Origin of the sequence: Candidatus Flexicrinis affinis (genome assembly GCA_016716525.1) — a bacterium.
In the GTDB taxonomy this organism is placed as follows: domain Bacteria; phylum Chloroflexota; class Anaerolineae; order Aggregatilineales; family Phototrophicaceae; genus Flexicrinis; species Flexicrinis affinis.
Genome location: JADJWE010000001.1, coordinates 492110 through 511257 on the forward strand (window position 1 = coordinate 492110; position 19148 = coordinate 511257).

Sequence of the window (19148 nt, forward strand, 5' to 3'; positions counted from 1 at the left end):
CACCGGACACCGGAGGGGGCGTAGGTGATTGACAGACTAGTCGACTATGTGGTGAGCGATACGCCGCGTGCGCGCGACTTTCGCTTGGCGGCGCTCGCGCTGGCCGTGCTCACCGTGTTTCTGTTTACGTTCCGGCAGCCCGTGTATCCGGGGCCGGACTTTGACGAGGGCGCCTACGTCAACGTTGCCAAGACGTTCGCTGAGGACGGCATCTACGCCGAGAAGAATCTCGACGGCTACAACTTTCTCGGGCCGGTGATCAGTACCGGGCCGACGGTGATCCTACCGATTGCGCTGCTGTTCAAGTTTGTCGACCCGTCGATCCCGGCGGCGCGGCTGACGATCGCCGCTTACGGCCTGTTGATGATGGCGAGCTTCACCATCCTGTGCCTGCGGCTGATGCGCCCGCAAGCCGTTCTGCTCGCCGTTCTGCTCGTACTCTTCGGCTGGGGCAATCAGATGCCCTACATGTTCCGGCTCGTGATCGGTGAAGGGCCGGGGTTGGCGCTGCTGTTCACGGCGCTCGTGCTTTGGCTCACCGAGCGACCCGGGCCGATCCGTTTGGTGTTGGTCGGCGTGCTGTTCGGGCTGGTGACGATCACGAAGGTACAGTACGCGTTTTTCGTCCTTCCTGCGCTGCTGCTGATGTGGATCGCCAACATGGTGTGGTATCGCCAGCGCCGGTGGGATTACTTCGTGATCCCCGGCATCGTGTCCGGCATCGTCTTCTTCGGCTGGACGTACTTCACGTACTTCCTCAACGGCGTCGGAATTCGCGATCCAGCGGCCGACATGAGCACGGTACAGGCTGCCGCCGGCAGCGCCTACTTCGTCCTCGACGTGACCAACAAAGTCCAGAACGTCTTTAATCTGGTCAACGGCACGATCCACGGCGGCCTGTTCATCCCGGCGGCGCTGTACGGTTTGTGGCGGTCAAGCCGCCGCAGCGGGGACGGGTTGGTGTGGGGAATCCTCACGGCGATGCTGCTGCTGAGCAGCGGGTTCTACATCCTGTCGATCGGGTGGGTGCGGCTGTCGATCGCGACCAAGATCATGGCGGCGCTGTTTGTGGCTGCGTTCGTGTTCGACGCGTTCAAGGCCGTGATTTACGCGACGCGGGGCAGCGAATCGCGCGGTTCGGCCATGACTCCGCGCTGGATTGCGCTGATGCTCGTCTCGGGGTGGCTGATCTTCACGGTCGTGCTGCCGAGCTTCCGCGCTGTCTACTACGTCGTGCGGCTCGGGGACGCGAGCGCCTATATGGTCGGCGAGTACCTTACCCAGAACGCCCCGCTCGAGACGATTGTCGAGTCGTGGGAAAAAGAACTCTCGCTCATCAGCGACCATGTCTACCATTTCCCGCCCCAGCTTGTCGAAGCGCAGGTTAACGCATACGAGCACCGTCTGAGTGACACACCCGCCGGAGAGCTGTACGACTTCCGCGACTTCGTCGATCCGGCGTATGTGGTGATTGGTCCACTGGGGCGCAAGGGCGAGCTCTACTCACCAGAGAAGCTGGCCGATTTCGAGTTGGTGGAGACGTTTGGGCCTTACGAGATCTACGCCCGACGTTAGGCACGATGCGGCGGCGCGATGCACCAATGGCTGTGTCACATGCCGTGATGAACCAGAGGGACTTCTGCGATGCCCGACCACAGTACAGACACAGACCAGCGTGACGAGATCTCGTCACGCATTGACGCACTCGCTGTTCGGGCCGGTCAATGGCTGATGGCGGTCGACCTGCGGGTCGTCGGCGTGCTGCTTGCCGCACTTGTCGCCTTCCTATTTTCGTATCGCCAACACGTGTATCCGCCGCCGGACTTTGACGAGGGCGCATACATCAATGTCGCGCGCACGTTCGCAGAAGAAGGCATCTACGCCGAGAAGAACAGCGACGGATACAACTTCCTCGGGCCGGTGATCAGCACTGGCCCTACCGTCATCCTTCCGATTGCCGCCCTGTTCAAGGTCGTCGAGCCATCATTACCCGCGGCACGCCTTGTGATCGCCCTTTATGGCTTTGTGATGATGGCGAGCCTCATGCTGTTGTGCTTGCGCCTGATGACGCCGCGTGCGGCCGTGCTCGTTATCCTGCTCGCGCTGTTCGGGTGGGGCAACTTGATGCCCTATCTGTTCCGAATCGTACTGGGCGAAGGGCCGGGTCTTGCACTGCTTTTCGCCGGGCTGCTGATTTGGCTAACGGACAATCCGGGCCGGGCCCGCTTGATTGCGGCGGGCGTATTGTTTGGCTTCGTTTCGATCACCAAGATGCAATATGCGTTCTTCGTGCTGCCATCGCTGCTCGTGCTGTGGATCGCGAACGTCGTCTGGTATCGCCAACGCCGATGGGACTACTTCGTGATTCCGGGCGTCGTGGCCGGCGCGATCTTCTTCGGCTGGACCTACTTCACATACTTCGTAAACGGATCCGGCATGCGCGACCCCGTCGCCGATTGGGAGACCGTGCGGGCCACCGCCGGCAGCGCCTACTTCGTGTTCGATCCGCTCAACAAGATCCAGAACGTCTACTGGCTGACCAACGGGCTGACACTCGGGGGCTTGTTCATCCCGGGCTTGCTGTACGGTCTGTGGCGCTCGACGGGCCGGACGCGAGACGGCCTGACATGGGGAACCGTCACGACGATGTTCGTGTTTAGCAGCCTGTTCTTCGTGCTGTCGACGGGCTGGCCGCGGATCGGAATTCCGACCAAGATGATTGCGACGATCTTCGCCGGTGCGCTTGCAGTCGATGCCTTCACCGCAATCGTACGTGCGGGGGGAAACATGCAAAAGTCGGGCGCAGCACCGGCCCTGTCGCTCCGTTGGATCGCCGTCATGCTTGCGCTCGGCTGGCTGACGATCACGATTGTGCTGCCGTCGCTGCGCGCGTTCTACTACGTTGTGCGGCTCGGCGACGACAGCGCGTATCGAGTCGGCGCGTACTTGGACGAGGTTGCCGATGTCGGTGCCGTTGTCGAAACGTGGGATCGCGAACTGGGCGTGATCTCGCGCCACAACTACCACTTCCCGCCGATCAGCGTGGATACTCAGTTCAACTCGTACGAGAACAGCCAGACCGACGTGCCGGCACGCGACGTGTACGATTTTCGCGACGTTGTCGACCCGGGCTTCGTCGTTGTCGGCCCGCGCTCGCGCGATGGCGATCTCTACGACTCCGAACGGTTAAGCAACTACGTGCTAGTCGAGACTTTCGGGGCATACAAGATCTTCGAGAAGCGCCCCGCGCCGTGAAATCGCGCAGCGGTGATGAGAGTATTCCTACGAACTCTGTACTACGCCGTACTTCGCCGGCGCCCATTTCGGAAGTCCTGTTACACTAGAGACAGGACCAAAGAGGGAACGTCTCATGGAATTCCAAGAGAAGCAGGATCCGACAGCATCCGAAGCTGCCGATCCTACCTGTGACTCGCATACCGGCCCAAGCCGCCGCGAAGCCCTTCAGATCGGGCTGGTGCTCGCCGCGGGATGGGTGCTTCCGCTGCGGATCAACGTTGTCCAGCAGGGCGTGCAGAAGCGTATCTACATCGCCACGGACGATCACACTGACTATTTCTGGACGGCCAACGACGCCGACTACCGGCAGGCGTTCATCGAGATGTTGGATTACTACCTCGACCTCGCCGACACAACCGCTGGCAATCCGTCGGATTATCAGTGCCGGTTCAACACCGATGGCACGCTGTGGATCTGGGAATACGAGCGCAACAAGTCGTCGCAGGCGTTTGCGCGGCTGATCAACCGCATCAAGGACGGCCACATCAGCGTTCCGATGAACGCGCTCGTCGTATGCTTGGGCGGCGCACCGGCCGAAGCCGTGCTGCGCGGAATGTATTACGCCGGAAAGCTCGAACGAAAGCACGACTTCCGGTTTTCGATGGCAATTGCCATGGAGAACCAGACCCTATCGCTCGGTCTGATCTCGCTGTGGGCTGGCGCCGGCGCCAGATTCAGTTGGAAAGGCATTTGCCAGTGCGACACATTGGTGAGTGCGAACATCCGCCCGCGCGAGATCTACTGGGCACAGGGGCTGGACGGCCGCCGTGTCTTGATGAAGTGGAACTCGATGCTGGGCGACAACATGGGCATCGGCGGCTATGCCGAGGCTCGTAACCCGTGGACAATCGTCGATTACCTCGATCAAGATCCGGAGTTTCGCGCTCGTTACCCGTATGACGTCATCGGCGCGTTCGGGCGGGGGTGGGACGACTTCAAAACCCTCACCGACGATTTCATCTTGGCCGCACAGAACCAGTCCAACGCGTCACGCCGGGTGATCGTCTCGAACGAACACGACTTCTTCGTGGACTTTGAGACGACGTACGGCACGCAGATCGAGACGGCTGCGCTCAGCTTCGGCAACGACTGGGATCTGTTCTGCGCGTCGCTCGCCGAGGAATCCGCCGCCGTTAAACGTGCGGTCGAACTGCTGCGGTCGTCGGAGGCGTTGGCCTCACTGGTCACGCTATACAAGCCTTTGTTCATGTCTGGCTGGAAGACGCTGCGCGATGCCGCGTGGATGGCGCTCGGCCTGTACTGGGAGCATAACTTCGGTCAGGCGTACGGCGTGTGGGACGTCTACGGTCTGCAGCGCGTGGCGTGGCAAAAAGCGCAGCGCAAAGCCGTAAAGAAGTACGGCAAGAAGCTGCTCAAGAGCGCTGCGGCGACATTGGGTGAGTTGATCAAAGGCAAAGCGACCAAGACCCGCTTCTTCGTGTTCAATCCGCTGCAGTGGGTGCGCTCGGACTACGCCGATTACAAGTACAGCGGCAGCGAGGACATTTACGTCATCGACCGCACCGACAAGAGCACGGTTCCGCATCAGTTCGTCACGATCAAGGGCAAGCGATATTTGCGAATCTTTGCCGATAACGTGCCCGCAGTCGGCTATAAAGTGTTTGAAGTCCGCGCGGGGTCGGGCGTGCCGTTCAGCGACGCCGCCACGGTGGCTGGAAACGTGCTGGAGAACGACAGGTATCGCGTTACGGTTGCCCAGAACGGAGCGATCACCAGTTGGATCGACAAGACGCGCGGAAACACGGAAATGGCGCGTGATGCCGGCGGGCGGTTCATCAACGACCTCGGCAGCGGCGGCGGAACGATCACGGTCGAGAGCGCCGGACCGGTTACGGTGACCTTGCTGGCGACGTCGAATGGACCGGTCGCCCATACGACCCGCATCACGTTGGTTCGCAACCTCGACCGGATCGACATCGACAACAACATTTCGCAGGCGTTCGACGATACGCAGACGTGGCGTTACAGCTTCAACCTCGACAACCCGGACATCTGGCACGAAGAAGTCGGCGCGATTCTGCGTGCGCGCTTGACCAGCAACGGCGGACACTACTCGACCCAGAACGCACGGTACGACTGGCTGACACTCAATCACTTCGTGCACGTGCAGGGCGGCGCCGGCACAGGCGTCACACTGTCGAACTGGGAAGCGTACTTCATGCGGCTAGGCGCCAGCACGCCGTACGAGCTGGATTCCTCGAAAGCGCGTCTGGACGTTCTCGCCGGTGGTCGGGTCGGCGGCGACGGGTCGTTCGGCATCCCGAATCAGGCCGGATATACGAAACTGCAGCAGCGGTTCGCGCTCACCGTCACGGACGGCTACAATCCAGCGGAGTGTATGCGGTTTGCGCTGGGACACCAGAATCCGTTTGTAACGGGCACGGTAGTCGGAAGCGAGCCCGTGTTGTCCGCCAAGCAGTTTTCGTTGGTGTCGATGAGCGACCCGGATGTGATGTTGTGGGCGCTCAAGCCAGCAGACGACGGTGGCGGGCTAGTGGCCCGGATGTGGAACGTGACTGACACGCCGCGCAGCGTTCAGCTTGGCTTGACGGATCACCCGATCGTCGAGGCACAGACCGTGACACATGTCGAAACGCCGACCGGCAGTGCGGTCGTTGCCGGGGGAGGACTGTCCACAACGGTCGGGGCGCATGCGATGGATTCGTATTTGCTTACCGATGCGCAAAGCGCGGCAGCGGCGCCGCTTTTGGGATTGCCCGCTGCGCCAGCGCCGCCGGCACCTGACATAACGTAGCGCACGAGCAACGTGAGGACTAGTGATGCAGACTCGACCAGTCAGTCCCGCTGAAAGCCAGACACCAGACAAGCGCAACCAGCGCGCGGCAAACGTCAGCGCAATCGGTATGATCTTGTTGAGCGTGTTCCTCTCGGCCGGGGGGCAGCTTCTGTTCAAAGCGGCGATGAATGACTTCGGCGTCCTTGAGCTATCAATTCCGGCGCTGCTCCGACTGCTCAGCAATCCGCTGCTGCTGTTAGGCTTGGCGGTGTTCTTCATCAGCGCAGTGCTGTGGCTGGTGGCGCTGCTGCGCGCCGATCTGAGCTTCGCTGTACCGTTCTTGAGCGTTGCGTATATCCTCGTCTTGCTTGGAAGCGTGGTCCTGTTTCAAGAAAACATCTCACTGCTTCGGTTGAGCGGTTTTGCTGTGATCATCCTCGGTCTGTTCGTCATAGCGCGTGGCGAGCAGCGCAAATCGCGCTAGACGTCGCTGGTGGAGACATCGAAGCTGTAGGCAATCTGGCTCGGCGAACCCCCTCGGACTCGTGTGCATGGCCCTTTTTCGCGGCGCGATCCCATCTGCGGTGCGCGCACCCCACTAGTACCTCCGACCCACTAATCGATTCCGCACGGTCATATAATGAGATTGGGGCGTGTGCAATCTCGTCGCGCCCGGACAAAAGACATGGGGGTGTACCATGGCTGAAACGAAAGGTGGTCGTCAACAACGCAAGTTCCGCCTCAATCTGGTAGGTTACGAAAAGGGAGATGAACGTCCTGCAATCTCCGTCCTTGCGGTCGATCGCGCTGGAAAAGTGCTGGTCGCCGCACCTGTCGGGGCTGACGGCAGCTTCGATCTGCCGGCCGATGTCGCCAAGAAGGCGCACCGGATTATCCTCAGCCCACGCTCCGAGTCCCCTGACGATGTTGACAAAGACGTACAAGTCGCCTATCGCACCGAGCAGTTCTTTGACTTGATCGGGAACGCCGGCGTGCTCAACGTCGCCGAAGGAATTTGGAAGAAGTGGTTCTTCTTCACCAAGTGCGTTACAGGCAGCGTGAAGCGCTGTTACCGTCCGTGGATCATCCGCCACTTTGCCAAGCAGGCCGGCGCACTTACCAACCCGCTCCTTGAAGCACGCGCCGTCACGATGAAGTCGCGGGCCGCGCTGGACGTCAGCGAACGACTGGTACCGCCCGACTTGGTGGTGGCCGTCCACTGCGACGTGATTTGCAGCGGCGTGGTTGAGGTCTACCGCCGCACGTGCTGCTGCGAGCCGTGGGTCATCGGGGATATCCGGCTGCCCGAACTGGTGCGCGATCTGGAGGACCTGATCGGCCCGATCGTCGAAGCGCCGGACCTGCCGTTCCCGCCGAGGCCGGAACCCGATCCGCCGCCCTTCGACGTACCGTTCTTGCGCAGCGGCGCCCTTGACATGAGGGTGCTCAACGCACGCCGCGACCTGCACGCGATCAAATCGCTGCCCGAAAAGCAGCTCGTGGCCTACATCAACGCGCGCCCCTATCTGCTATGTCGCAACGAGTGCAGCGCCCCGAAGAAGGTCGCCGAAGGGTTCATCAACCCGGACGGGCGGTTCCAGATCTGCTGGAGCGAATGGCCGTACCTCGTTATGGCGCACTGCAAGCAGGAGTACGCGTATAAGGTTCGCCAGCTCATTAACGGCGTCTGGACGACCATCTATGACGGCGTCGCCGCGAACATTTGGTTCGACTATGATGAGGACGCATCGCTGGTGTCGTATGACGTCCGTGCGCGTGCCTGCCGGCATAACGACTTCCCGGGCGAGGGTCCGTTTGCGCTCCTGCAAGATATCGGTGATACGAACAGCTGGCGGCTCGCAACGCCGAACGCTTCGGGCTGGGATCAGGTTGGCCCAGCGGCCTACAACAGCGGCTTGATCGACCCGGTCGCTAATCCGGCCAGTGCGCTCGGCGTGCTGAAGAATCGCAACCTCGGCGGCACGCTGAAGCTGTTGTATCACTTCAGCGAGCCGATGCGCGACATCGGCGCCGTGTACTATCGCATCAGCGTGCGCCCGACCGATGCCACCGGCCAGCCGACCGGCGCACCCGAGTATCTGTCCGACGGCCTGTCATGGAAATACTTCACGGGCGGTGGCGATGTACTGCCCGAATCGCTCGGCCCGGTGACCGTCGGGACGGAGAGCAACCTGTACAAGATCCCGTATGACTTCGATCGGGACTGGCAGGGCAATCAATACCACGGCTACCTGAACACGAAGGAAGCTCGCTTCAACACGCCGGGGCGATACCTGCTGACGCTTGAGGTCTTCAACGCAGCGGGACGCCGCTTGCGCCCGACCGGCACCGCCGATCCGGGCGACGGCGTGCCGGGTTCGACCGCCGCCTTCACGTTCCGCCGCTGGTATCAGGAGTTCGGCCCGACGGCCGTGGTGCCGTATGCGGCCCTGACCCACATGCTGTGGTGGGATAACCGCGTGGCCGAGGCGGTTATCGTCGATCTGCGCGTCGGCGGCAGCCCAAATACCAGCGAGTGTCAGTTCCTCGAGGGGCCGGGCAGCCAGACCTTCAGCGTCGGCTATCGTGCCTACCATCCGCAGGAAATGTTCCTGCTCTACCACTCGCTGTGGTGGCGGCGCGGCCTCGGCGGGCCATCCGATCATATGGTGAGCGCCAGCCCGTACAACGCAGGGTACCCACCTGCTGGTCCGCTGGCCGTCAGCCCGAGCCACACGTTCAGCCACATGCTGTCGCATCCGCCGGTTCCGCCTGACGGGCTGACCCGCTGCACGTTCTCGCTGCACCTGCGCACATGGGTCAAGACGACCGATGGCGAAGGCAGCCTCGACTACGGGGACTACGACTACGGCTCGTTCGCCTTGGCGATTACGCCGTAAGCCCTGAGCATGCCCATCCGGCAAGAAACGAAGAACCCCGGTGTTTGGCCGGGGTTCTTGTGTGTCTCGCAACCGGTCGGGCAGGCGCTATCCGCACCCTCCGCTTGTCGCGCCACGTTTGATCGTCAGCACGACTTTTGACGTGTATTCGACATCTTCAAACACGTCGTGATTCGGGTTGGCAGCCGGGAAACGCTGGCCCAGCGCCAACGGGAACGCGTAGGCGAGCCGGTCATCCGGATGGTCAGCGATGAACGACTGCTGCTTGAACTCCTCGTCTCCGAACGTCGTCAGCCACCCATTGATCCCGCCTTCGAGGATGTATACGTTGGGCACGGCCTCTGCGGTCAGGATCTTCCACGCCTCGGTGGCGGCCGTCTCGTCATTCGACGTGATGACGAACAAGGTGTTATCGGGCTGAAGGTGGAGGTCCGATACCGTCCCGAGGAGCGACGCCAGTGGAATATGGTGGGCGTCGATCAGATGGAACTGGTTGAAGTCCGATTCGCTGCGTACGTCGATGACATACGTGATGATGCCGCGATCGTTCATATAGGTGAGCAGTTCCATCGGGTGGATTTGCACCGCCCTCTCATTGAGGCGGGCCTCCTGTTCCGGCGCGATTGCGGCCCACTTGTCAGCATTCGTCGGCTGACCGACCAGCAGCGTGGTGACGCCCACGGCCAGCACGGCACCAGCTGCGCTGAACCGCCAGCGCGGGAAGGTGAGCTGAGTACGGTCGCCGAAGCGCTTTTCCATGAACTCAGCGAACGCGAAGGCCGCCAGCGCCATGATAACGACACCGACAACCACCACACCCGTATCCGCGTTGAACAGTTCGGGCAGGGTAAAGCGCCCCATATACGACGAGTGCCAGAAGCCTTCATACAGCCCGACCGTCTCGCCGAACAGGAAGATGCCGAAAAACACGCCCAGCACAAACACGATACCGTCGATCTTGAAGGTGGCGGCCGAGACGATTGACGTGCCCGGACAGAAGCCACCGACGATAAAACCGACGCCCATGATCAGGCCGCCGATGATCCCCGGCCATAGATAGGTGGGATTGACCCAGATCAGGTTGTAATCCAGCAAGCCGAGGCCCGACGTGAGGAAGATCAACACCATCGCCACGACGATGGCACTGAACATCACCTTGAGGACCGTCATATCGCGCAAGTAGAACTGCGCGGCCAGCTTGGTGGACTTGCCGAAGCCGGCAATCTCCAGCGTGTAGCCGAACGCGAACCCGATCACCAGGTAGACGAGATAGGCGCCGTTTTGGCCGAGCATGTCCGTAAGGGGAAGCGGAAACTCTCCCATGATCGTCTCTCCTTAAATCCACGCCTTGCGGACGAAATAGGCCAGCGCGTATCCGCCGGCGAATACGGCAAGCATGAACGCCCAGCTCCCGACAGACAGCACGGCACCTCCCGACAGTGCTTGCCCGGAGGTACAGCCGCGCGCAAGGCGCGCTCCATAACCCATCAGCGTGCCGCCGAGGAATGCCATGAGCAGGCGGTTGCGGTTGGAGATGCGTGGGCCTTTGTCGATTTCGACCTTGAGCCGACCGTGCCGCCAGCCCGAGAAGAAGCCGCCGAGGATGGTCCCGAGCGTGACGTATACGACCCAACTGTCGAGCGGATTGCGGTTGCCGCCGGCCATATCGATGAGATACGGAACGCGATCGACGTGCCACGGCGCGATCCAGTCCTCGACCACCACCAGCAGGCGGTTCATGCCGCCGGAAGCGCCGAGGCCGTTGCCGGTGATGAAGAACGCGGCGAACAGTACGATACCGAGCACGATCCCGCCGACGTACGGCGTGACATACGGCTTGGTCTCGCGCTGCGTAAGCATTTGGACGAATGAGCGCGTCTGTCGCGCCGGATGAACCTGAACCGCCATGGGGTTACCTCCTCACTCTACCGTAGACGTACGTGTGGACTGCTGGGCCGAACCGAGATCGGCGCTGTGTGCCGGTGCCGGCCGACCCGAAGAGGGCTCCGGCTGATGCGTTGTCATCGGCTCACCCTCGGAAAGTGGAACTTCGACCTCATCCCAGCCCGTGATCATCGCCTCGATGTTCGAGGTCGGCGTGGTGCCGGTGGTGGTGAGGTACACGTGCATGATGATGAACGTCGCGAACAGCCAGGCGATCAGCGTATGGAATGGCGCGAGGAACGGTAGACCGCCAAGCGCCGCCGTGACATCCGGGAACTGCTGCGCGCCCCACATCAGCGCGCCGGTGATGATCTGCGCCGGCAGCAGGATGTTGAGGATGGCCATGTAGGTGATCTGCTGCAGCGGGTTCATCTTGCGCTCGTGCGTCTTCTCGAACGGATGCGGCTCGCCCTTGAAGATGCCGTACAGGTAGTACTTCGCCTGCGAGAAAGCCTGGTCGAAGAAGCCGTATGGGCGTGGCAGGAACTGCCGGATTTCGCCGCTGACGAGGTGGTAAAACGCCGACAGCGCCGCATTGACAACCAGCACGATCGCCAGCGCGTTATGCACCAGCACGACGCCGTTGAAGCTGAACATGCCGAAGGTATCCGGCCGATGGATGACGAGACCGGTGAAGATCAGGCCGAAGATGGCGGCGGTCTGCAGCCAGTGCCACTGACGTTCGTAGATGCTGTACAGGTACAGCTTCTTGCGAGCCGCCGGTTGATGCTTGGCACCACGCCGCGCCGCGAAGTAGCGCAAGCCGCCGTGCAGCACGACGCCACCCAGCACGCCGAGAAATGCCAGCGTGCCGATCAGGTCGACCCACCACACGGCATCGTGGCCAAGCACGTACAGCTCGGTGGGCGCAAGCGTGTGATTGGGTGTGTACAGCAGCATGCCATCGTCGTTGCGGGTCAACGCGCCGTTGAGTGCAGCATCGTCGCTGACGAGCGTTGGCTCGACGCCACCCGGTGTGAAGCTCGCGAGGGTGAACGCTGTGCTGAGCTTGGAGTCGCCCGTATGGCAGGTGTCGCAGTCTTTCGTCGCCCACTCGCCCTGCGCAATGTTGTGATGGATCGCGTAAGGCACGGTCTCGGCGGCGATGTGTGCGCCGGCCAGCCCGCGTGCTTCGAGGCGCTGCGCGATGAGGTCGATCTTGGCGTCGCTGTCGAGCCGCAGTTCAGCGTCGTCCAGCGTGCCGCTGGTATCTGCGTCAAACGCGGCGAGGATGTCGTCCGGGTATGCGCCATCCGTCAACCAGACGGCTTCCAGATCGCGCAGGGGGACTGGACGCGCAGGCTCACCGTAGACCCAGTACCACACGCTGACGAGGTTGTACGGCGCCAACCGTGCACCGGTCTCGGCGGACGAGGGCAGGACGACCGGTTCAAAGCCGGTCAGCAGCGTACCCGACTCGTCGCTCTGCAGGCCGCGGTACGTTGAGCGAGCCGTTGACTGCGGCGTTAACACCGTCCAGTCGACCGATTCCAGCGTTGGGCCGTAAACGGTCGGGACGTGGCAGGTCTCGCATGCCAGCGCCGACGTGTGACGGTCGGCATACGGCAGCCACGTGTGGGTCGAGACGGCATCGTGACAGGTCGCACAGTCGCGGTCGGCGCCGCCGAAGCGCGTGATCGTTTCGGCATTGGCATTTGCGAACTGATGCAGCGGACGATACAGATAGTCGCCAAAGTCCATCCGGCGCGGGTCGAACTCGAGATGATCGGGGCGCGTTGCCTCGGACTCGGCGTGGAAGACTGGATTGTTCAGCGCATAGTGGCAGTCCGTGCAGCCGACAGCGCGCTCAGCGTGGACGTCCCAGGTGCGGCTCAACTCGGGCTTGTCCAGGATGTTCAGCCCAGTGCGCGAGAGCCGCTGCGGAGAGAATACCTGCCCGGTGGTCAGCGTCGTCCAGAGGGTAGGATCGCCGGTGCTGAACACCAACGGGTCTTGTGCGTCGTCATGGACGAGGCCGTGACACTGCCCGCAGTTGGAGTTGGACGGGTCTTGTACGCGGATCATATCTTCACGGACGGTGCCGTCGGCGTTGAACGCGCTCGCGTTCCATGTCCAGCCGTCGTCACTGGGCGCGACGATCCCGCTGCCGATCAGCGTCGCCGTGCTGGCCCAGCCGAACTCGCCAGCTTCCAGCGCGGAAATGCGCGAAGCGTTGTCAGGCGCGGCGGTATGGCACAGGAAGCAGTTCATTTCGACCGTGCCGCTGGCTTCCCAATCCCAGGCAACCAGGTTGCCGGTCTGCGGATCGACGACCTGAGCGGCCAGTGCAGAAGCATCGGCGGGAAGGTTTATCAGCGCGTCGCCGGACGGGGCAGTTTGGGCCGGGCCGCCGCCGACGTGCCGCCAGCCATAGGTCTGGATCCAGCTCGCAATGGTCAGGTCGATGCGAAGATCGTCGGCTGAGGCGTCTGCCTCCGGGGAGAGATAGCGGTAGCTGATCGGATCCCAGCCGCCAAACAAGCCGGAGCTGGATGCCCAGCCGTCGGCTGGTGTGGCAAAGGCACTGAGACCAGCGTCCGCATGGCCGCTGTGAGTGGCGATGAATTCCGTATCATGGCAAGAGCCGCACGTCTTCATCGTCGAGACTGCGCCGCCGGTGTCGAGGACGTTGCCACCGTCCGCATCGAGCAAGGCAAACGTTGGATGGAAGGTCGGGCTTGTCGTCTCGTCAGGTGCAGGTGTGTCCTGCGCTTGAGCCGCAAGTGCCCCAAAGGCGAGCGCAGTGCCTAGCACGGCCAGCGTCAGTCCGAAGGCGACTGCGAGTGAGAATAACCGGCGGCTAGTCGATTCGCGCGTGCGTGTAGTGAATGCTGTTCTAGTCATTGTGCGTCCGGGCCGCGGTTACCGCTGGCGCCCGCCCCATTCGATCGGATCGCCGTAGTAGCCAAGCGCTTCCCAGTCGAACCGTCCGTTATCGCTGTGGCAATCGGTGCACTGAAGCGCGTTTTCTGCCGGCTGTACCATGTGCGTGATCGGCAGGTACATGCGCGTCTCTGCAAAGCCGTAGCTTCCGCTGTAGTCGATGCTGGCAAACTGTGCGCCCAACTCCAGCGCAGAGTCCCAGTCGAACGTCGTCCAGAAGCCACCCTCGCCAGAAGTCAGTGGCTGCAGAAGGATGTTGTTGACGGTGTCGTAAGGCTGTGTGGCGTAGTGCACCTTGAATGGCATGATCTTTGCATCGGGATCGCTGATATCGCCCAGCGGCAGATTCATGTACGTCGGCTGCGTCGGGTCGATCAGGTCGCCGAGGATGTAGTGCTGAGCCGATCCGTCATACCACGCGTATTCGGGCCTGTAGTCGGTGCCGTATACGAAGCTGCCTTTGATTTGCAGATACACGTGATCGTCTTCTTCGCGGTTGGGATCGCCAGCGGTCGACCAGTCCCACTCGAGTTTGGTCGGATCGCGCAGCGCGGCTGCGGGTATATGGCACGTCTGACACGCGACGGTATCGACGTGCGCCGTGATCCGCTCGTCCGCATGCAGCGTGGTTTGATGGCAGTCGGTGCAGGCGACTTGATTGGCGTTGTCGACGCTGGACGAGATCGCGCGACCCGCAACTTGATGATCGAGCGTTCGGTGGCAATCGGTGCACAGAAAGTCGTAACGTCCCATGTGCACGTCGACGTTCTCGGTGGGGAAGTACAGGCTTGGGTCGAGATCGCCGTGCTTCACACCCGCGCCGCCACCACCGTTAAAGTGACAGCTCCCGCAATCCTCGCGGGTGGGAATGCCCACGCTTTGCGCCGCCGCTGCGAGGTCGACGCCCTCGGCAGGTAAGCCGCTCTCGGTCTTGAGGTACCCGCCGCTCTGGTCGTGGCAGACGAGACAATCGACGTTCGCGGTATTGGTGAAGTCGAAATCCGCGTCTTCCCAGCCGTAGCCGACGTGACAGCTCGTACAGCGTGCCCAGTTGCCCTGAATGCCGATGCAGAAGTTGTTGATCGTGTTGGCCTTGCCGATCGCGACCGGTTCGTCGCGCCATGCCACCTCGACCGGCTCACTCTTCCATGTCCAGTGGACGGTCTGAACCATCTCGTTGGCGGCATCTTCGTGGCACGTGAGACAGGCCGCGGTGACGTCCTGCCCGGTCTCGTACGGGCCGCTCATGAGCGAGCTGTGATCGGTGTGAATGGGATGGTCCGGGATGTACGACCACGGGTCGTCAGAGGGGTTGTTAGCGGAGGAGACCGAAAGAAAGATCGCCCCGCCAATGATGGCCGCTGTTCCCAGCAGGCCGAGGATTGGAACGATACGTTGACTTACCATAGCACTCTCTCTGGTTCGATGAGCCGCCCGGGCAAAGCGAGCTGCTGTTGGGCGGATCACTTAGTAAGGACTCAGGCACTCACAATTCATCTGACAACGGGCTGGACAACCGTTCAAACGAGTCGCGCAGGATCTGACGCATGGTGTCCAAAACGTCGATCATGCGGGGGTCGGCGAGGTCGTAGTAGACTGCGGGACCCTCGCGATCGGCGGTGACCAGTCCACGCTGACGCAGTAGGGCCAGATGCCGCGACACTGTGGACTGAGGCATGTCGAGTGCCTCAGCAATAGCGGAGACGTGCCGGCGCGACTCGGCGAGCGCATACATGATCTGAATGCGCCGGGGATCGCCGAGAGCTTGGCAGATGCGGTCGTGCAGCAGGTTCAGTTCGCTGATGTTGGGGATCGCCACAATGCGGGTACCTATTCGGATACGTGAATACATGGAAAGTATCGGCCCGAAGGGAGAAGACATCCGCTGATAAGCGTAATGACTGTTTCGTGACAAATGTCACAAACGCAGACTGCGCCGCCTGAGCGCGCAGCGTTGTGCCGCTCACAAACCTGCCTGCGCAGTTCGGTAGCGGCCTGCTGGCAACCGTATGCCGAAAGTAGGCCAGAGACTTCGCCGCAAACAAGGCATTTGAGGCGGGTTTGCGGTATACTCATACCCATCTCGAATAGATTGGAGGGCCTTGCGCGGCTACTAAACGGGGTAAGCGCGCGAGGCGGGTTGCTTGTCATGGCTAAACCGTTCTTTCGCCGGCCTACATTCTTGTTTGTGTTGGCAGGCCTGCTCTGTATCGTCGTGGGCATGGGGCTGTTCACCTTCGTATATGCGAAGGGCTACTCCTACCTGTCCGACGACCCGGCTGCGTGCAACAACTGTCACGTCATGCGTGACCAGTACGACGCGTGGCGGCACTCCGTCCACTCGCGTGTCGCAGGCTGCAACGACTGTCACACGCCGCATGACTCTGTCGTCAGCAAGTACCTCGTGAAGGCCATTAACGGCTGGAATCACAGCGTGGCGTTTACGTTCCAAACCTACGGCGAGGTGCTGCACATCCGCGATTTCAACGCGGATGTGGTGCAGGGCAACTGTCTCTATTGTCACGAGAACGTCGTGAGCGCCATTGCGCCGCATCACGACGACGCGCCGGACTGCGTGAGCTGTCACGCAGGAATCGGCCATCGGACGCGGAAATAATCGCAGGGAGAAAGATGCGATGAGGAAAATCATTTACGGTGTACTGCTGCTTGGTTTGATCTTGGTTGGGGTTGGGATCGGCGCGCTGCTGGCGAGTGTGGCGACACGGCAAACCGAAGCCGCCCAGTACCCGCTGCAAGTCGTTGAAATCAGCGAAGACGAGATTGATCCGTCGGTGTGGGGGCTCAACTTCCCCATGCACTACGACCGGTTCTCGATGACGTCGATCAACTACGGGGAGACTCCGTACGGCGGCGCCGAGCCGTACAGCAAGCTTGAGCGCTACCCGGCAATGATCCGGTTGTGGGCCGGCTACGCGTTCAGCAGAGACCACAACGAAGAGCGTGGGCACTTCTATGCGCAAATCGACCAAGAAAACACGGAGCGCGTCAAGATCGTCAGCCAACCCGGCGCGTGCATCAACTGCCATGCCGGCGAGACGCCACAGTTGATCGCGTCGATGGGCTGGGAGCAGTTCAACGCCACACCGTATAACGACTTGGTCGATCAACTGCATACCGGGTCCACCTGCGCCGACTGCCACGATCCCGAAACGATGGCGCTCCGGCTCACCCGGCCCGGACTGATCAATGCGTTGGAACAGCAGGGTAGAGACTGGACCGAGGCCAGCCGTCAGGAAATGCGGTCGCTGGTGTGCGCGCAGTGCCATGTCGAATACTATTTCGCGGGCGACAACAAAGTGTTGACCTTCCCGTGGTCGGAGGGTATGAACATCGATGAAATCGAGGCGTACTATGACGACCTCGGCTTCCGCGATTGGGTACACGCCGAGACAGGCGCGCCGATGATCAAGATTCAGCACCCGGAGACCGAACTGTACAGCACCGGGCTCCATGCCAGCTCAGACGTGGCGTGCGCGGACTGCCACATGCCGTACATCCGCACCGGCGGCATCAAAATCAGCGACCATTGGCTGCGCAGCCCGCTGACCAATGTGAGCGCCGCGTGCCAGACATGCCACAACCTGCCGGAAGAGCAGCTTGAAGCGCGCATCACGACGATTCAGGACCGCACCGCCGAACTGCTGCGCTCCAGCGAAGAGGCGCTGCTTGAAGCCATTGACACGATCGTCGCCGCGAAGGAAGCCGGCGCGACCGACGAAGACTTGGCAGAAGCGTACCAGTTCCACCGCGCGTCGCAGATGCGCTGGGACTTCATCTCGTCGGAAAACAGCACAGGCTTCCACAGCCCGCAAGAGGCGGCTCGCGTTCTTGCGAACTCCATCGACCTTGCGCATCGGGCCAAGTTCAGCGCGGCGACGGTGCTCAACACGCTGAGCGGGCAGAACGTCAACTTCACGCCGTAACGCGACGGTTGTGCGAGTCACCGAAACGCGGGGCAGGCGGTCTGCTTGCCCCGCGTTTTCGTTGAACGGGCGCTGTATACTCGTCCAATCGCCGACCGCAGGTAGGAACGACCCATGACTGCCGATCAGCACGTTCGCGAACAACTGACCAACTTGCTCATGCTCCGCCAAGCGCACATGACGTTCGAGGATGCAATCGACGGCTTTCCGGCGACTGCCCACAACATGCGACCGGCGGGTGTGAATTACAGCTTCTGGCACCTGCTCGAGCACCTGCGAATCTGCCAGTGGGACATTCTCGACTACATCCGTAACCCGGACTACAAGGAATTGAAGTTCCCCGACGATCTGTGGCCGGCGCGCGACGCCGAAGCCCGCGAGGCTGACTGGAACCGCACGGTTGAGCAGTTCCTCTCCGACCGCGACGAACTGGCGCGGATCGTGAACGACCCGGCGACAGACCTGTACGCGCAAATTCCGCACGGATACCCGGGACACACGATACTGCGCGAGATCCTCGTCGTGGCCGATCACAACGCGTATCACATCGGTGAACTGGGCATTCTGCGCCAAGTGGCAGGGTTGTGGTAGGGGGGCGGGATGATGAGTGCCGAGTCTGTGCGCAACCCTGCCAGCCGCGTGGTTATCCGGTCGGTCGCACTGCCTGCCGAGCACGGCGGGTGGGGCTTCTTGATCGAACCGATCGTGCTCGGTCTACTGGTCGCGCCGACGTTTGCCGGCTTCCTGCTCGGTGTTGCCGCCATCGCCGTGTTCCTCGTGCATCAGCCGCTAAAGGTGGCAATCAAGGATCGACGCAAAGGCGTGCGGCCCCCGCGCGCAGTGTGGGCTGAACGGTTCTCTGCCGGTTACGGATTGGTGGCTGTCGGGGCCTTCGCGGCGACGCTGGCCCTGGCTCCATCGGCTGATTTCCTCATACCGCTCGCGCTGGCGATGCCGCTTGCCGTCGTGCAACTTTTGTATGACGCGCGCAATCAGAGCCGCCGTCTTGTGCCGGAACTGAGTGGTGCCTGCGCGTTGGCGACGACTTCGACGGCGATTGCCCTGCTTGGCGGTTGGGGTCTCCTGCCGGCGCTGGTCTTGTGGTTGATCGCATCGCTGCGGGCTGTCGTATCTATCCTGTACGTGCGTGCGCGTCTCAACCTCGAGCACAGGAAACGGCAAACGCCGTGGGTCGCGTGGGCGGCGCACGGCGCAGCGCTGGTCGTCATGGTTGCCTTGGCCGTCGCAAGCAGAGGGCCGTGGCTGGGTGTCGCCGCGTTTGGGATCCTGCTGGCGCGAGCGGCGATCGGGCTGTCTTCGTATCGTACGCCGCGTCCGGCCAAGATCATCGGACTTATGGAGATGGGCTACGGCCTTCTGACCGCAGTTCTGACCGGTGTGGGCTTCCGTTTTGGCGTATGA

The 19148-nt window shown here is 61.8% G+C and carries 14 protein-coding genes; 9 read left to right on the forward strand and 5 right to left on the reverse strand.

The genetic code is table 11. The annotated features are described in order from the left end of the window. The first annotated feature begins 24 nt into the window (after window positions 1-24). From IPM16_01880 to IPM16_01900, 5 genes are all read left to right on the forward strand, one after another. Window positions 25-1575: a hypothetical protein gene (locus tag IPM16_01880; protein ID MBK9121861.1), complete on the forward strand. Its 1551-nt coding sequence runs from the start codon at window positions 25-27 to the stop codon at window positions 1573-1575. A 69-nt stretch (window positions 1576-1644) separates the two neighbouring features. Beyond that, window positions 1645-3255, forward strand: a complete 1611-nt coding sequence (locus IPM16_01885) for a hypothetical protein (protein ID MBK9121862.1) — start codon at window positions 1645-1647, stop codon at window positions 3253-3255. 115 nt (window positions 3256-3370) lie between these two features. Then, window positions 3371-6073, forward strand: coding sequence for a glycoside hydrolase (locus tag IPM16_01890; GenBank protein MBK9121863.1), 2703 nt, complete (start codon window positions 3371-3373; stop codon window positions 6071-6073). A gap of 25 nt (window positions 6074-6098) precedes the next feature. Next, window positions 6099-6539 carry a multidrug resistance protein gene (locus IPM16_01895; protein ID MBK9121864.1) on the forward strand — a complete coding sequence of 147 codons (441 nt, stop codon included), beginning with the start codon at window positions 6099-6101 and terminating at the stop codon, window positions 6537-6539. A 214-nt stretch (window positions 6540-6753) separates the two neighbouring features. Further along, window positions 6754-8955 carry a hypothetical protein gene (locus tag IPM16_01900; protein MBK9121865.1) on the forward strand — a complete coding sequence of 734 codons (2202 nt, stop codon included), beginning with the start codon at window positions 6754-6756 and terminating at the stop codon, window positions 8953-8955. A gap of 87 nt (window positions 8956-9042) precedes the next feature. On the opposite strand, the gene IPM16_01905 is transcribed toward IPM16_01900, so the two are convergent. From IPM16_01905 to IPM16_01925, 5 genes are all read right to left on the reverse strand, one after another. Continuing rightward, window positions 9043-10278: a YeeE/YedE family protein gene (locus IPM16_01905; protein MBK9121866.1), complete on the reverse strand. Its 1236-nt coding sequence runs from the start codon at window positions 10276-10278 to the stop codon at window positions 9043-9045. 12 nt (window positions 10279-10290) lie between these two features. Further along, window positions 10291-10815 carry a YeeE/YedE family protein gene (locus IPM16_01910; GenBank protein MBK9121867.1) on the reverse strand — a complete coding sequence of 175 codons (525 nt, stop codon included), beginning with the start codon at window positions 10813-10815 and terminating at the stop codon, window positions 10291-10293. A gap of 60 nt (window positions 10816-10875) precedes the next feature. Then, entirely contained in the window at window positions 10876-13743 is a 2868-nt protein-coding gene (locus IPM16_01915) for a cytochrome b/b6 domain-containing protein (protein ID MBK9121868.1), read from the reverse strand. Between the two features lie 18 nt (window positions 13744-13761). Further along, a complete protein-coding gene (locus tag IPM16_01920; GenBank protein MBK9121869.1) occupies window positions 13762-15189 on the reverse strand; it encodes a tetrathionate reductase family octaheme c-type cytochrome in 1428 nt (475 codons plus the stop codon). Window positions 15190-15268: 79 nt separating this feature from the next. Further along, window positions 15269-15634: a winged helix-turn-helix transcriptional regulator gene (locus tag IPM16_01925; protein MBK9121870.1), complete on the reverse strand. Its 366-nt coding sequence runs from the start codon at window positions 15632-15634 to the stop codon at window positions 15269-15271. 297 nt (window positions 15635-15931) lie between these two features. Here IPM16_01925 and nrfH point away from each other — a divergent pair, with 297 nt between their 5' ends. The 4 genes from nrfH to IPM16_01945 all read left to right on the forward strand — a co-directional run bounded on the left by nrfH (window position 15932) and on the right by IPM16_01945 (window position 19148). Further along, window positions 15932-16399, forward strand: a complete 468-nt coding sequence (gene nrfH / locus IPM16_01930) for a cytochrome c nitrite reductase small subunit (GenBank protein ID MBK9121871.1) — start codon at window positions 15932-15934, stop codon at window positions 16397-16399. Window positions 16400-16418: 19 nt separating this feature from the next. Beyond that, window positions 16419-17726 carry an ammonia-forming cytochrome c nitrite reductase subunit c552 gene (locus tag IPM16_01935; GenBank protein MBK9121872.1) on the forward strand — a complete coding sequence of 436 codons (1308 nt, stop codon included), beginning with the start codon at window positions 16419-16421 and terminating at the stop codon, window positions 17724-17726. Window positions 17727-17840: 114 nt separating this feature from the next. Further along, complete coding sequence (locus IPM16_01940) at window positions 17841-18317, forward strand: DinB family protein (protein ID MBK9121873.1); 477 nt, start codon at window positions 17841-17843, stop codon at window positions 18315-18317. 12 nt (window positions 18318-18329) lie between these two features. Further along, window positions 18330-19148, forward strand: coding sequence for a YwiC-like family protein (locus IPM16_01945; GenBank protein ID MBK9121874.1), 819 nt, complete (start codon window positions 18330-18332; stop codon window positions 19146-19148).